Raw genomic sequence first — 13,247 nt, 5'->3', positions numbered from 1 at the left:
TGCATTTCGCGCATCCCTGCTACCCGGCTTACTGTTGACCTAGATCAAGTTACAGCCCCCGCAGAAGCGTAAATTGGGGTCACCAAGCATTGGAACGCAGCTAAGGCGTTGCACTACAGATCCGAGGATGGGTGTTTTGTGGTCGATCGCGCCGAACTGCAAGAATGAGGGAAAATAAGATGGGCGTCCATCAAGACATCAACAAGGTTACAGACAGCAGCCTTCCATTCCTCGACGACGACACCCCTGCAGCATACAAGGGTTTCGTAAAAGGCGATTGGAACAAGGAAGTTGATGTTCGTAACTTCATCCAGTTGAACTACACCCCTTACGAAGGCGGCAAGGACTTCCTTGCTGGTCCAACCAAGGCAACAACAAAGCTTTGGGACCAGGTTCTCGAACTGATGAAGGAAGAGAACAAAAAGGGCGTTCTCGACGCAGACACCGAAGTAGTGTCCTCGATCACTTCTCACGGCCCTGGCTACCTGAACAAAGACCTTGAAAAGGTAGTTGGCTTCCAGACCGACGCGCCTCTGAAGCGCTCTCTGCAGCCATACGGCGGCTTGAAGATGGCGATAGCTGCGCTGGAAAGCAACGGCTACGAAATCTCCAAGGAAACCGCGGAGATCTTCAAGAAGCACCGCAAGACACATAACGACGGCGTATTCGACGTTTACACCCCAGAGATCCGCGCAGCTCGCTCTGCAGGTATCGTAACAGGTCTTCCTGATGCATATGGCCGTGGCCGTATCATCGGTGACTACCGCCGCGTTGCGCTTTACGGCATTACACGTCTGCTCGAAGACAAGAAAGCACAGAAGGCTTCTCTGGATGGCAACGTTCTGACCGAAGACGTCATGCGTCTGCGTGAAGAGCTGTCTGAACAGACCCGTGCTCTTCAAGAACTCCTGGAAATGGGCAAGGCATACGGCTTTGACATTTCTCGCCCTGCTGAAAACGCACAGGAAGCTTTCCAGTGGCTGTATCTTGGCTATCTGGCAGCAATCAAGGAACAGAACGGCGCAGCCATGTCTCTCGGCCGCACCTCTACCTTCCTTGACATCTACATCCAGCGCGACCTGGACGCAGGCCTGATCAACGAAGAACAGGCACAGGAGCTGATGGACCACTTCGTCATGAAGCTCCGTATGGTTCGCTTCATGCGTACACCAGAGTACAACGAACTGTTCTCTGGCGACCCTGTTTGGGTAACCGAAGCAATCGGCGGTATGGGCATCGACGGTCGTACTCTTGTAACCAAGAGCTCCTTCCGCGTTCTGCAGACCCTGGTTAACCTCGGCCCTGCACCAGAGCCAAACCTGACTGTTCTGTGGTCTGAGTTCATGCCGAAGGGCTTCAAGGATTTCTGTTCCGAGATCTCCATTGAAACTTCTTCTGTCCAGTACGAAAACGACGATCTGATGCGTCGCTACTGGGGTGACGACTACGGCATCGCATGTTGTGTATCCGCTATGGCCATCGGCAAGCAGATGCAGTTCTTCGGTGCGCGCGCTAACCTTGCAAAGGCTCTTCTCTATGCCATCAACGGTGGTGTTGACGAAAAGACCGGCAAGCAGATCGGTCCTCGCCTGAGAGCCTACACCGGTGACGTTCTCGTATGGGACGAGCTGGAACCACTTTACGACCAGATGATGGACTGGATCGCCAAGGTATACGTGGACGCGCTGAACTGCATCCACTACAGCCACGACAAGTACAACTATGAGCGCATCGAAATGGCGCTTCATGACCGCGACATCCTGCGCACAATGGCGTGCGGTATTGCTGGTCTGTCTGTTGTTGCTGACAGTATCTCTGCGATCAAGAACGCAAAGGTCAAGGTGATCCGCAACGAAGCTGGTCTGGCAGTCGACTACGAAATCGAAGGTGATTTCCCAACCTTTGGTAACAACGACGACAGCGTAGACAGCATTGCAGAAAACCTCGTGAAGAAGTTCATGGGCAAGATCCGCAACCAGACCTTCTATCGCGATGCAATGCCAACTCAGTCTATCCTGACCATCACCTCTAACGTGGTGTACGGCAAGAAGACTGGCTCTACTCCAGACGGTCGTAAGGCTGGCGAGCCATTTGCACCGGGCGCAAACCCAATGCATGGCCGCGACAAGAAGGGCGCAGTGGCTTCCATGAAGTCTCTCTGCAAGCTTCCTTACGAAGACAGCCAGGACGGTATCTCTTACACCTTCTCCATCGTACCGAACGCACTCGGAAACGATGAAGCAGAGCGCATTGAGAACATGTCCAACCTGCTGGACGGCTACATGCACGACATGGGTCACCACATCAACGTAAACGTCTTCAACCGTGAAACTCTTGAAGACGCAATGGAACACCCAGAGCTGTACCCACAGCTGACGGTTCGTGTATCCGGTTACGCTGTGAACTTCATCAAGCTGACCCGTGAACAACAGCTTGACGTGATCAACCGTACTTTCCACGGTCAGCGTTAATCAAAATAAAGCACCAAGTGCTCTAAAGCGGGGAGCGCGGTGAATTTCATCGCGCTCCCCGTTCTTATTCGGCCCCATTTGTTCTAAGGTGCATCCCCATGGAAGACATCGAAGGCTATGTACACTCAGTAGAAACTGGCGGTAGCGTCGATGGACCGGGTCTCCGGTACATCGTGTTCGTCTCTGGCTGCCCACTTCGCTGCCTGTACTGTCACAACCCCGACACCATGAAAATGAAACGGGGCGAAAAGACCTCTGCCTATAAGCTTCTGAAGGATGTAGCCAGCTATCGCACCTACTTCCAAACCGGCGGCGGCGGATTGACAGTGAGTGGTGGAGAGCCCCTCGCCCAACCTCAGTTCTTGAAGACCTTGTTGTGGGGCGCCAAGCAAATGGGCGTGCACACTGCGGTCGACACCTCTGGCTATCTTGGCAAGAAGGTGGACGAGGAGCTGATGGATCTGATCGATCTGTTCCTTCTGGACATCAAGTCATGGGTACCTGCGACCTATAAACACGTAACAGGTGTCGAGGTCGAGCCGACGCTTGAATTCGCAAAGCGCCTTGCTGCTGAGAAAAAAGAGGTTTGGGTCCGCTTTGTTCTGGTTCCAGGTCTTACGGACGCCCAAGAGAACATTGAGGGCATCGCGAAATTCGTCTCAGAACTTGGTAACGTCACCCGCGTGGACGTACTGCCATTCCACAAGATGGGTGAAAACAAGTGGGATGAACTCGGCATGAAGTACCAACTCAATGATACGGAAGCACCCTCCCATGAGCAAACTGAAGCTGCCCGCGACACCTTCCGCAAATATGGTTTGAACGTTCACTAAGAACGCTCCCACATAGAGTTTCAAGAAGGCCGGACCCAAGATAGACCGGCCTTTTTTTTAATTTTAGGTCACTAGTCCTTGCCCAGCATGGACAGCACTTGCTCTCTGTCTTTGGGGGCCGAAAACCCCAGCTTTTGACGAATGTCGGCAACAGCGGCAACGCGCTCCGCATTGTTCTTGGCAATGCGCCCATCCGCATGCCACAAGCTGTTTTCAAACCCCACACGAGCATTTCCGCCCATAGTGAAAGACGCCGCTAAACAAGCTGTTTCTGCTTGACCAAAGGCACAGAGCATAAAAGGTTTTGACCACTCAGTCTGGCCACCCTCTTTTTTCGCATGAAAGAAAGAAAGCAAGTCTGGAGGCCTGCTTTGCTGCCCGGTTGAATAGCGTCCCAACACGAATAGGCAGGTTCCAAAGCCACTTGGAACGATGTTTTCTTGTTGAAGCCGCAACAAGGACTGAAGATCCGCCGGGCTATAAAGGATGTGTTGAAGCGCGATACCGGCCTCTCGTGCGAAGCCGTAAAACCTCGCAGCAACTGCAGGGTCACTGGCCATTTCCGATAGGGCCACCGAAACAGCTTCCGGCATCGCCTGTTCTACTGCCGCAGCCTGTTGCTGCGGCGAAAACACGCCAGCCGCTTCCGTTGTGATCTGACAGACGGCGTCTGGCAGTTGAAGCTTGAACTCCTGAAGCAGCTCTGCATAGCGCGCGCCATCAAGGGTGTGCCGCCCTTCCTCATCACGCACGTGCAGATGAATTGCCTGCGCCCCGGCTGCTACGGCTTCTTGAGAAGCAGCAATACTCTCGGCAATATCAATCGGGATTGCAGGATGGTCCTCTTTGGTTCGCCGAGCTCCGTTCGGCGCACACATGATCAGCCGAACATTGCTCATGGCATGCCTGCTTCTTCAAGACTGACCTTCAAAGCAACATCAAGCCGGTCCATGATCTCTTCAATCTGCTGATCTTCAATGATGAACGGAGGCGCCAACAGAATGTGGTCACCGTGCTTGCCATCGATGGTCCCTCCCATGGGATAGCAAACAAGACCATTGGCAAAGGCATGTTTCTTAACCCGCGCATTGAGCTTCAAGGCAGGTACGAACGGTTCTTTGGTTTCCCGGTTCCATACCAGCTCCAGACCAATGAACAAGCCCCGCCCCCGAATATCGCCAATATGTGGGTGGTCACCAAAGCGCGCGCGCAAAGCAGCAAACAGCTTCTGACTGGCTATGTTTACCGCAGGCATGGTTTCGGCCGCACTCAACTGCTTGAAGACTGCCAACGCGGCAGCTGCGGCCGTCGGGTGGCCAACATAGGTATGGCCATGTTGGAAGAACCCTGAACCATTTTCAATGGCACTATAGATCTCAGATGAGCACATCATCGCGCCGATCGGCTGATACCCAGCCCCCAGCCCCTTGGCCATGCACAGGATGTCTGGCGTAACCTTATCCGCCTCACAGGCAAAAAGATAACCCGTTCGGCCCATGCCACACATAACCTCATCGAGGATCAGCAGGACACCATAGGTGTCACAGATTTCGCGGATGCGGCGAAGATATCCCGGCACGGGCGGAACAGCGCCCATGGTTGCGCCAACAACAGGCTCTGCAATAAATGCGGCTACCGTTTCCGGTCCTACCCGCAAAATCTCCTCTTCAAGCGCATTGGCAGCACGCATGCCGTAGTCTTCAATGGATTCGTCGTCGCGCTTGTGACGATACGCGTAGCAAGGATCGATATGGGACATGTCGACCAGCAGCGGCTCAAACGGCTCACGCCGCCACATGTTGCCCCCTGCTGCCAACGAGCCGAGAGTATTGCCGTGATAGCTTTGAAGACGAGCAATAATCCGGCTACGCCTCACATCACCCTTTTCAACATGATACTGGCGCGCCAGCTTGATCGCGGCCTCCGTAGCCTCTGACCCACCAGAAACCAAGTATACCCTATCAAGGTTTTCTGGTGCTTTGGAAGCAAGCAGATCTGCCAGTTCTTCTGCAGGCTCACTGGTAAAGAAACCTGTATGAGCAAAGGCGATCCGGTCTACCTGTGCTTTTATGGCGTCGCGAACCGCTTCGTTGGAGTGACCAAGGCAGGAGACGGCAGCTCCACCCGATGCATCCAGATAACGTTTGCCGTTCTGGTCGATGATGTAACACCCGTCACCCTTCACGGCACGTGGCAGTTGCATGGCGGTATGTCGAGGGAAAATGTGGCTCATTTGTCGGTGGTTCCACGACTTCAACTTGTGATAATATTTCACAGCAGATAAGGCCGCATTTTCACTTAGACAACAAGGCAATTATTCTTTTCGGCAATTTTGCCGCCAGAGAAATCATCAAGTGCTTCGGCGTTAAGCTCAACGGTAAGCCACTACCTCTTCTATTCACTAGGCAGCCGCTGGGGCAACAGAGCCGACAAGCCGCTTGGGCAACTTGGACCAAAGCATCAACAAAGCAATTCCCAAGGTCATGGCCTCAGCCAGAGGTAGCGCAACAAACGCACCTGTGGGGCCCCAATAGTACGCTGCAATGAAGATCAGCGGCACGGGTAGCACCAGCGCCCTGAGCGCAGCAACCACAGCAGATTGGCCCGCGCACTGCATACCGGTGAAGTAACCAGAAAGCGCGATGTTTATGCCGTTGAACAAAAAAACCGGCCAGACTACGGCAATGAAGCCGAGCGTCAGGTCAAGTGTCTGCGTGCTGCCATCCCTCAAGAAAACGCCAACCAGGACCTCAGGAACACTCAGAAGAAGCACAATAATGCAAAGACCCGCCAAGACATTGGTGGCAACACCAAAGCCAAGGAATGTCAGAATGCGTTCGGGCAACCGTGCTCCATAATTGATGCTCACCAAGGGACCCAGCGCTTCACTGACCCCGTAGAACACCATGATCCCTAGAAACAGGATGTAGTTTACAATTGTAAAGGCTGCGACGCCCTCTGCACCATACTCCAGCATCAAGATCCAGTTGAACACAAAGGCTACGACGCCAGCAGAACTCTCGTTAACAAACTCGGACAGTCCGTTGAACGCAGCCCGCCCGATAACGCGCCAAGACCCCTTCGGTTTAACAAATCTGAGCAGGGACTGTTTGCGCAGCAAATGCGTTGCCAAGATCGCGGTAGCCAAAACCTGCGCGATACCGGTTGCCAAAGCCGCCCCAACTATTCCCATATCAAGCCAGGCAATCAGAAGAGCATCAAGAACAACGTTGAGCGCAGCGCCGCTCAACATAGCCCCGAGTGCAAACCCGGGACGGCCGTCAACCCGAACAAAGATGCAAAGAGCCATGGAGGCCGCAAACAACGGCAGGAACAGCGCGACAACCCGGATATAGGAAACCACAAGGCTGGAAACGTCTCCATCGGCACCCAGCAGCCCTGCTAACGTGTTCGCGCCAAAAAAGCACAGCACCATAAACAGAAACGCGAATGCCTGAACAGAGATAAACGCTTTTGTAAAAACCTGAGCCGCATCCCCTGTCTTCCGTTCCCCTAAGAACTTGCCACAGATAACAGCTGCCCCTACCACGAGCATGATGGTCACGCCCATGAACAACGCGAAAAAAGGCAACATGAGATTGATGGCAGCCAGTGCGATTGGCCCAACATAGTTCCCGACAAAAATGCCATCAACCATGAAGGCAGATTGGACAGCGATCAGGCCCAGGATGGCTGGAACGGCAAATCGCGCGAACAAGCCAAACGGTTCGGCGGTTGTTATTTTTGCATTATTCGACATGTTTTCGCTCTCCAGCTGTGCGGAACTGGGTCACTCGGCTCTTAAGAATTGACCTGACTTGGTTCTATGACCTAGTGTTTTGAACAGATGTTCAAGACAACTTGGACATATGCTCAAATTTGAAATTGGTCAAGTGTTCAGGAAATAAAATGTCCTACATGCCGAAAGAGGAACGCCGCCGCGCAATCCTTGAAGCGACGATAAAACTGGCGGGAGAAAACGGCTTTGCTGGCCTTACAGCTAGGGCCATAGCCAAGGAATTAGGTGCGGCGACCGGTCTCCTGCACCACCACTTCTCATCACTCACTGAACTAAAATGCGCCGCCTTTCAATACTCCAACGAAAAAGGCTTCAATAAGCTGGTGGCAGAGGCAGAGGAATTGACACCAAAGGCTGCCATCAGAAAGCTGTTGGCCAGCTATCCGGAGCACGGTGAAGAACTTGAGATACGCATCTGGATGTCCGCCGCAGATGAGGCACAGCGCTCACCGGAGATGGCAGAGGTCTTTGCGCAGGTGAACAACGACACGCAGAAAGCTGTTGCCTCAGTCATACGTCGGGGCATCGAGACTGGAGAGTTCGAACGACGGATGGAACCGGATAAAGCGGCATGGAAGCTCATCAGTGCGTGCTTCACCATCATGGACGTCTCCTCAATGCCCCAGACAAACCTCACGCGAGAGACCGCTCTTGAAATCGTGGAGGATGAAATTACAACAACACTTGGTGCAAAGTTGGCATAAACCAGCTGCAAAACACTCTTTTAACCAGATGGTCGGCAGTGTAGAACTCTTAGGAGCAAATGCTGTTCTGTCAAAACATCTTAAAACGCAAGCGGTCCATCGAAAATGTCGAAGAAAGTGCTGGTCCTGAACGGCCCAAATCTGAACCTGCTCGGCCTGCGCCAACCTGAAGTGTATGGCAAGACCACGCTGCCGGAACTGGAACAGGCCTGCCACAAGCACGGGGCCTCTTTGGGCCTCGACGTAGAGTGTAAGCAATCAAATCACGAAGGTCAGCTCATCGACTGGATTCACGAGACCCGTGCAACAAACACAGGTATTGTGCTGAATGCGGGTGCCTATACGCATACTTCGATTGCAATAATGGACGCAATTGCCAGCGTTGAACGCCCTGTCATTGAGGTGCATCTCTCAAACATTCACCAGCGTGAAGAGTTTCGGCACACATCCTACGTTTCGAAACAGGCTGTAGGCATGATCTGCGGCTTGGGCCCGCACGGTTACATACTCGCAATCGATGCAGTAGCGCCCTTATTGGCTGATTGATCCCCTGCCTGCCAATGAAGAGACACTGGACAGCAACTGTCCTTTTCTTTCTGCACATAGCTGGAGCCGCGACGGCTTGCCTGATGCAAACAATAAGATTTGCTTCGAGACGCTCAAACTCCTTTGAGCTCAGGACCGCTGCACACCGTTGCGAGCAGGCCCTGCTTTGGCGTTGAAGTGTTCCCATTCAAACGCGACAGTGTGCTTGGGTAGATTGGGCCAAGCGTTCCGCAGTGAGCATCCTCCAAAATCTCGCCAAGCAATGCAGGTGTGGGCACTCCGCGCAAGCACGTTAGCGATCTTCCTGCCTTACCACTCCTGAGCACCTGACCAACTCGCGCCAAACCACCCCTGAGGTTCAAACAGCAGGGAATACCAAGCGAAGTGAGATCTTCGTAAAGCTCAAGGCTTCGGTCTAAAGTCCGCTCTGAAACCGGCACAAGAACGGCCAGTGCAGAAGCTCCCGTACGCTTGATATGACGGGCCAGTCTCTTGATAGGAATCCGGCTTCGGCGCTCATCAAACACATGACTTTCAATTGCAACGGACGGACCCAGTATAAAGTCTTTGCGGCATTCGTCCGACACAGCCTCAAACTGACAAAGCACTGCTGATGCGGGCTGTCTTCCCAGCCATCTGGACAGAGCGCCAAGCCGATGTTCTTCTGCCGGCCTGATCAAAATAAGTGAAAAGCGGCTTCGATACAGAACCTCCGCAGCATAGTATGGATCTTCGCGCAAAGGCATGTGGCTGCAACACTCCCCTAACCCGAGCCTTTCTGCCGAAAGCTCCTATGGCCCTTAGAGCCTCATCTTAAGTGGAGTGGGAAATGTGCATCAGCCGTAGAATGAACAGGATTGACTACATCTAGTACTCAATGGTTTTCCGGCTTCTCATTTTTTTCGTGGAAGATCGTTGTTTCTTGCCTTCCAGGCGCCTCTTCTTGGAGGCAAGCGTCGGTCGAGTTGCCTTGCGTACTTTAGGCACGTAACCTGCCTGCCGGATGAGTGCAAACAACCGCTCAAAAGCATCTTCACGGTTTCGCTCCTGTGTCCGAAACCGATCTGCTGTGAGGACAATTTCACCCGAATTTGTGAGACGACTGCCCGCAGCACGCGCCAATCTTGCCTTGTGGCCTTCTTTCAAGCTTGTGTTGCCAGCAAGGTCAAAGCGCAATTGCACTGCCGATGACACCTTGTTGACGTTCTGACCGCCTGGTCCTGATGCGCGAATGAAATCCAGGTGAATGTCGTCCTTGTCGATATGATAGCCGTCCCCGACGTCGAGAAGGCGTTGTTCAGTCATCGCACTAAAAGTCCATTTAAAAGCACGGTCTTGAGCGTACGTTTCGCCTCCCGCGCAAAAGAGTTGTTTGCCAGCCCCTTACCGGTAATGGCTTTGATCTGCACATCAAAATCCGAGTAATGCTGGGTTGTGGCCCACACCATAAAGATTACATGATAAGGATCAAGGGTCCGCATCTTGCCGGCTCGCATCCAAGCCCTCAACACGGCAGCTTTCTCATCAACAAGCTTCTTTAGTGATCCCTTGAGAACGTCTCCAACCACTCCCGCACCCTGCAGAACCTCATTGGCAAACAACCGTGATGCTTCCGGGTGATCGATAGACAGCTGAAGCTTTTCTTCGATGTAACTACCAAGCGCTTCTTCTGGATCATCGTCCTTGTGCAGACGCTCCAATGGCTCCAACCAACCTTCAAGAATATGCTCCATTACCGCTTCATAGAGCTCCTTCTTGGACCGGTAATAGTAGAGCATATTGGACTTGGACATGCCCGCTGCTTCCGCTACTTCATCTAGCGTAGCACCATGAAAACCTGACCGGGAAAAGGTTTGTAGCGCCGCCTCTATGATCCGCGCACGATTGATTTTTTGAATGCGCGTTTTGTCACCGTTGGAACCACCATTTTTCATTTCAAGGTCCCCTCAACTAGAAGCACAGAAAGGATTATCGACTGCCTCAAGTTAAGGAACCATAGCATGCCATTCTTGCATTCCATCCAAGGCCATCCACCGAACCCACCAAAATCCCAAGAAATCACATGAAGTGCTTAGCCTATATAACTACAATCGCGACGTTAGATATGCAACTTTAAGCTACATGATCGACATCCAAAAGCAATCTCTGAGCGCCACACTCGAATATGCAGGTATCACACTAAATAACCCATACATCCCTTTGAAATTATGTAATAAAGTTGAACTTTATCACCAGAGGTCAACCACTAGGTAATCGACACTGGTCTCGGCCATTTCATGCTGATAGTGTGCCGTGAAATCACTCATTTTCCCGGATCTTAAATCAAATCATGACTCCAAGCCGCGACATCTCCCGCCTCATTGAAATAATGCGCGCTCTCAGAACTCCTGAAACAGGCTGCCCATGGGACCTCGAGCAGACTTTTGAGACCATCGCACCCTACACAATTGAGGAAGCCTATGAGGTGGCGGAGGCAATCCAGAACGGTGACATGGATGAGCTGCGCGAAGAGCTTGGCGACCTTCTTCTGCAAGTCGTCTACCATTCCCGCATGGCGGAGGAAGAGAACAGTTTCGAGTTCTCAGATGTAGTTGAGGCTGTCACCACCAAAATGATCCGCCGACACCCGCATGTATTCGGAGATGAGGAAGCGCGCGCGACCGGCATGGAAAATGGCATGTGGGCACGCATCAAGGCTGAGGAACGCGCGGAAAAAAGTCGGCGCCGCGCCGCAATGGGGCTACCAGAAAAGCAAGAACACTTTCTGGACAGCGTCCCCACCGCTTTTCCCGCCCTTACAGAAGCAGACAAACTGCAACGCAAAGCGTCCACTGTAGGTTTCGATTGGGGAGCAGCCGGCCCGGTTCTTGAGAAGATCAAAGAAGAATTCGAGGAACTCTCTGACGAGGTTTACGCAGATACGCCGGATCGCGATAAACTGGAAGACGAACTCGGGGATGTGCTCTTCGCCGTAGCAAACTTGGCACGACATCTGGACATTTCACCCGAAGAAGCCCTTAAACGCACCAACAGGAAGTTCAGAGCGCGTTTCGAGCACATTGAACGCGGAGCAAATGAAGAAGGTCGGCAACTTGCCGACCTCTCTCTCGATGAAATGGAAGCTTACTGGCAGGCTGCAAAGAAAAAATAGCCGCCTTCTGAGCCTCGCTAGATGGGTGAGTAGCCTTGGTTGCCACCCGCATTCTCATCGGGCATATCAAGCTCAACTTCACCATCGAAGTACTTGGCATAGCGCTTGCGGACGGGCTCCCGGTGCGCATCGGGAACTCGAACCACCAGATGAATGGCCTCCTCACCATCCTCACGCTCCAACACCTCACAATGCTGGTAGAGCCAAGCCAACTCAGCGCCAGCACTAAGAGGCAGGCTCATGGAGACAGAGTCCAGCTTTTCCGTCAGCCGCGCCTCAATGCGCTCGAGAAGAACATCCGTCCCGTCCCCTGATATGGCAGAGACGGCAATCGCCCCCTCATCCGCGCTGTTCACTTCCAGAAGACGCTCACGGTAACCTTCATCCAGCAGGTCAATCTTGTTCCAAACTTCGATCACGTGATCAGCTTCTGAAACCTTCAGACCCAACAGCTCAAGCGTCTCGTCGACATCCGCGGCTTGCGCCTTGGTATCCTCATGGGCGATGTCGCGCACATGAAGCACAATATCCGCCTCAATGACTTCTTCCAGCGTAGCACGGAACGCCGCCACCAGATTGTGCGGCAACTCTGAAATGAAGCCCACAGTGTCCGAAAGAATAACCTCTTTGCCATGAGGCAGCTTCAGGCGCCGCAGCGTTGGATCAAGGGTCGCAAACAAGAGGTTTTTTGCAAATACCTCCGAGTTTGTTAGCCGATTAAAAAGCGTCGATTTGCCAGCATTGGTATAGCCAACAAAGGCAACCACCGGATGCGGCACTTTCTTGCGCTGTTTGCGATGGAGGGCACGAGTGCGCTGAACCTGTTCCAGTTCTTTTTGCAGGCGCGCGATGCGTTCCTGAATGATGCGCCTGTCCGCCTCGATCTGGGTTTCGCCGGGACCACCAACGAAGCCCAATCCACCGCGCTGTCGCTCCAAGTGGGTCCAGGAGCGCACCAAACGGCTCTTTTGCCATGTGAGATGGGCCAGTTCCACCTGAAGGCGGCCTTCCTTTGTCTGAGCACGCTCACCAAAGATCTCAAGGATCAAGCCTGTCCGGTCGATCACTTTTGCCTTCCACTCGCGCTCCAGATTTCTCTGCTGGATCGGAGAAAGAGGATGATCCACCACCACCAAGGCGATGTCTTCCATCTCCACCTGAAGACGGATTTCTTCAACCTTGCCAGACCCAATCAGAGTACCCGGCTTAATGGTGTTGAGTTTGACAAGACCTGAGGAAACAATGTCCAGCTCAATGGCTGCGGCCAAGCCAACGGCCTCTTCAAGGCGCGCTGCATCGCTGCGCCCGGCCCCGAAAGGACGCTCGTTGGATTTTGCGGAGGAGTACGCCCGCGAACTGATAACAGGTACGACAACGAGAGACCGGGTTCCCCGGGTCACCTCGGTTTCACCGGCCTCAACATTCGCATCCAAATCTTTGCGCGAGAGGCCGGTGTCTTTTGGGGATTGGGGCTTCAATCAGCCTCCTGCTTTTTCGCCTTCTTCGTCCTGAGGATCGAACAATTGTACTGGCGTGTTTGGCATGATTGTGGAGATTGCGTGTTTGTACACGAGCTGGGAGTGTCCGTCCCGACGCAGCAATACGCAGAAATTGTCAAACCAAGTGACGACGCCCTGCAGTTTGACGCCGTTGATCAAGAAAATTGTAAGCGGTGTCTTCTGCTTACGAACATGATTCAAAAATGTGTCTTGAAGATTTTGAGCGCGGTCAGCCATCTCTCTT

The 13,247-nt window shown here is 53.0% G+C and carries 13 protein-coding genes; 5 read left to right on the top strand and 8 right to left on the bottom strand.

What is annotated here, in order from left to right:
• Window positions 1-179 precede the first annotated feature (179 nt).
• Both pflB and pflA read left to right on the top strand, forming a co-directional pair.
• The gene (gene pflB, locus PUV47_RS02285) at window positions 180-2,471 is read left to right on the top strand and encodes a formate C-acetyltransferase (RefSeq protein ID WP_274216825.1); all 2,292 of its coding nucleotides are present in this window, start codon (window positions 180-182) and stop codon (window positions 2,469-2,471) included.
• Window positions 2,472-2,569: 98 nt separating this feature from the next.
• Window positions 2,570-3,304, top strand: coding sequence for a pyruvate formate-lyase-activating protein (pflA, locus tag PUV47_RS02280; protein WP_274216824.1), 735 nt, complete (start codon window positions 2,570-2,572; stop codon window positions 3,302-3,304).
• 71 nt (window positions 3,305-3,375) lie between these two features.
• On the opposite strand, the gene PUV47_RS02275 is transcribed toward pflA, so the two are convergent.
• From PUV47_RS02275 to PUV47_RS02265, 3 genes are all read right to left on the bottom strand, one after another.
• Window positions 3,376-4,203 carry a 3-keto-5-aminohexanoate cleavage protein gene (locus PUV47_RS02275; RefSeq protein ID WP_274216823.1) on the bottom strand — a complete coding sequence of 276 codons (828 nt, stop codon included), beginning with the start codon at window positions 4,201-4,203 and terminating at the stop codon, window positions 3,376-3,378.
• Window positions 4,200-5,537 carry an aspartate aminotransferase family protein gene (locus PUV47_RS02270; protein ID WP_274216822.1) on the bottom strand — a complete coding sequence of 446 codons (1,338 nt, stop codon included), beginning with the start codon at window positions 5,535-5,537 and terminating at the stop codon, window positions 4,200-4,202. Before PUV47_RS02270 ends, PUV47_RS02275 begins: the two co-directional genes overlap by 4 nt.
• 168 nt (window positions 5,538-5,705) lie before the next feature.
• Entirely contained in the window at window positions 5,706-7,064 is a 1,359-nt protein-coding gene (locus tag PUV47_RS02265; RefSeq protein WP_274216821.1) for an MATE family efflux transporter, read from the bottom strand.
• Between the two features lie 149 nt (window positions 7,065-7,213).
• Between PUV47_RS02265 and PUV47_RS02260 the strand changes: the two genes are divergently transcribed.
• On the top strand, window positions 7,214-7,807 hold the full coding sequence (locus PUV47_RS02260; protein ID WP_274216820.1) for a TetR family transcriptional regulator: 594 nt from the start codon (window positions 7,214-7,216) through the stop codon (window positions 7,805-7,807).
• 105 nt (window positions 7,808-7,912) lie between these two features.
• Window positions 7,913-8,353, top strand: a complete 441-nt coding sequence (gene aroQ / locus PUV47_RS02255; RefSeq protein ID WP_274216819.1) for a type II 3-dehydroquinate dehydratase — start codon at window positions 7,913-7,915, stop codon at window positions 8,351-8,353.
• A 113-nt stretch (window positions 8,354-8,466) separates the two neighbouring features.
• On the opposite strand, the gene PUV47_RS02250 is transcribed toward aroQ, so the two are convergent.
• From PUV47_RS02250 to PUV47_RS02240, 3 genes are all read right to left on the bottom strand, one after another.
• Window positions 8,467-9,099, bottom strand: coding sequence for a hypothetical protein (locus PUV47_RS02250; RefSeq protein ID WP_274216818.1), 633 nt, complete (start codon window positions 9,097-9,099; stop codon window positions 8,467-8,469).
• Window positions 9,100-9,220: 121 nt separating this feature from the next.
• Entirely contained in the window at window positions 9,221-9,658 is a 438-nt protein-coding gene (gene arfB / locus PUV47_RS02245; RefSeq protein ID WP_274216817.1) for an alternative ribosome rescue aminoacyl-tRNA hydrolase ArfB, read from the bottom strand.
• A complete protein-coding gene (locus PUV47_RS02240) occupies window positions 9,655-10,287 on the bottom strand; it encodes a TetR family transcriptional regulator C-terminal domain-containing protein (protein ID WP_274216816.1) in 633 nt (210 codons plus the stop codon). Before PUV47_RS02240 ends, arfB begins: the two co-directional genes overlap by 4 nt.
• 395 nt (window positions 10,288-10,682) lie before the next feature.
• On the opposite strand from PUV47_RS02240, the gene mazG reads away from it, so the two are divergent.
• Complete coding sequence (gene mazG, locus PUV47_RS02235) at window positions 10,683-11,504, top strand: nucleoside triphosphate pyrophosphohydrolase (protein ID WP_274216815.1); 822 nt, start codon at window positions 10,683-10,685, stop codon at window positions 11,502-11,504.
• Window positions 11,505-11,521: 17 nt separating this feature from the next.
• Here mazG and hflX read toward each other — a convergent pair whose 3' ends face one another.
• Window positions 11,522-12,982: a GTPase HflX gene (gene hflX / locus PUV47_RS02230; RefSeq protein WP_425313723.1), complete on the bottom strand. Its 1,461-nt coding sequence runs from the start codon at window positions 12,980-12,982 to the stop codon at window positions 11,522-11,524.
• On the bottom strand, window positions 12,983-13,240 hold the full coding sequence (gene hfq, locus PUV47_RS02225; RefSeq protein ID WP_274216814.1) for an RNA chaperone Hfq: 258 nt from the start codon (window positions 13,238-13,240) through the stop codon (window positions 12,983-12,985).
• Between the last annotated feature and the right edge of the window lie 7 nt (window positions 13,241-13,247).

It is taken from the genome of Pseudovibrio exalbescens, from assembly GCF_028737195.1.
In the GTDB taxonomy this organism is placed as follows: Bacteria; Pseudomonadota; Alphaproteobacteria; order Rhizobiales; family Stappiaceae; genus Pseudovibrio; species Pseudovibrio zosterae.
This window is presented reverse-complemented; position numbering and strand designations above follow the sequence as displayed.

Excerpts from the sequence above, each read along its gene's own strand:
- pflB (WP_274216825.1), top strand. The coding sequence starts at position 180 with ATGGGCGTCCATCAAGACATCAACAAGGTTACAGACAGCAGCCTTCCA.
- pflA (WP_274216824.1), top strand. The coding sequence starts at position 2,570 with ATGGAAGACATCGAAGGCTATGTACACTCAGTAGAAACTGGCGGTAGC.
- PUV47_RS02275 (WP_274216823.1), bottom strand. The coding sequence starts at position 4,203 with ATGAGCAATGTTCGGCTGATCATGTGTGCGCCGAACGGAGCTCGGCGA.
- PUV47_RS02270 (WP_274216822.1), bottom strand. The coding sequence starts at position 5,537 with ATGAGCCACATTTTCCCTCGACATACCGCCATGCAACTGCCACGTGCC.
- PUV47_RS02265 (WP_274216821.1), bottom strand. The coding sequence starts at position 7,064 with ATGTCGAATAATGCAAAAATAACAACCGCCGAACCGTTTGGCTTGTTC.
- PUV47_RS02260 (WP_274216820.1), top strand. The coding sequence starts at position 7,214 with ATGTCCTACATGCCGAAAGAGGAACGCCGCCGCGCAATCCTTGAAGCG.
- aroQ (WP_274216819.1), top strand. The coding sequence starts at position 7,913 with ATGTCGAAGAAAGTGCTGGTCCTGAACGGCCCAAATCTGAACCTGCTC.
- PUV47_RS02250 (WP_274216818.1), bottom strand. The coding sequence starts at position 9,099 with ATGCCTTTGCGCGAAGATCCATACTATGCTGCGGAGGTTCTGTATCGA.
- arfB (WP_274216817.1), bottom strand. The coding sequence starts at position 9,658 with ATGACTGAACAACGCCTTCTCGACGTCGGGGACGGCTATCATATCGAC.
- PUV47_RS02240 (WP_274216816.1), bottom strand. The coding sequence starts at position 10,287 with ATGAAAAATGGTGGTTCCAACGGTGACAAAACGCGCATTCAAAAAATC.
- mazG (WP_274216815.1), top strand. The coding sequence starts at position 10,683 with ATGACTCCAAGCCGCGACATCTCCCGCCTCATTGAAATAATGCGCGCT.
- hfq (WP_274216814.1), bottom strand. The coding sequence starts at position 13,240 with ATGGCTGACCGCGCTCAAAATCTTCAAGACACATTTTTGAATCATGTT.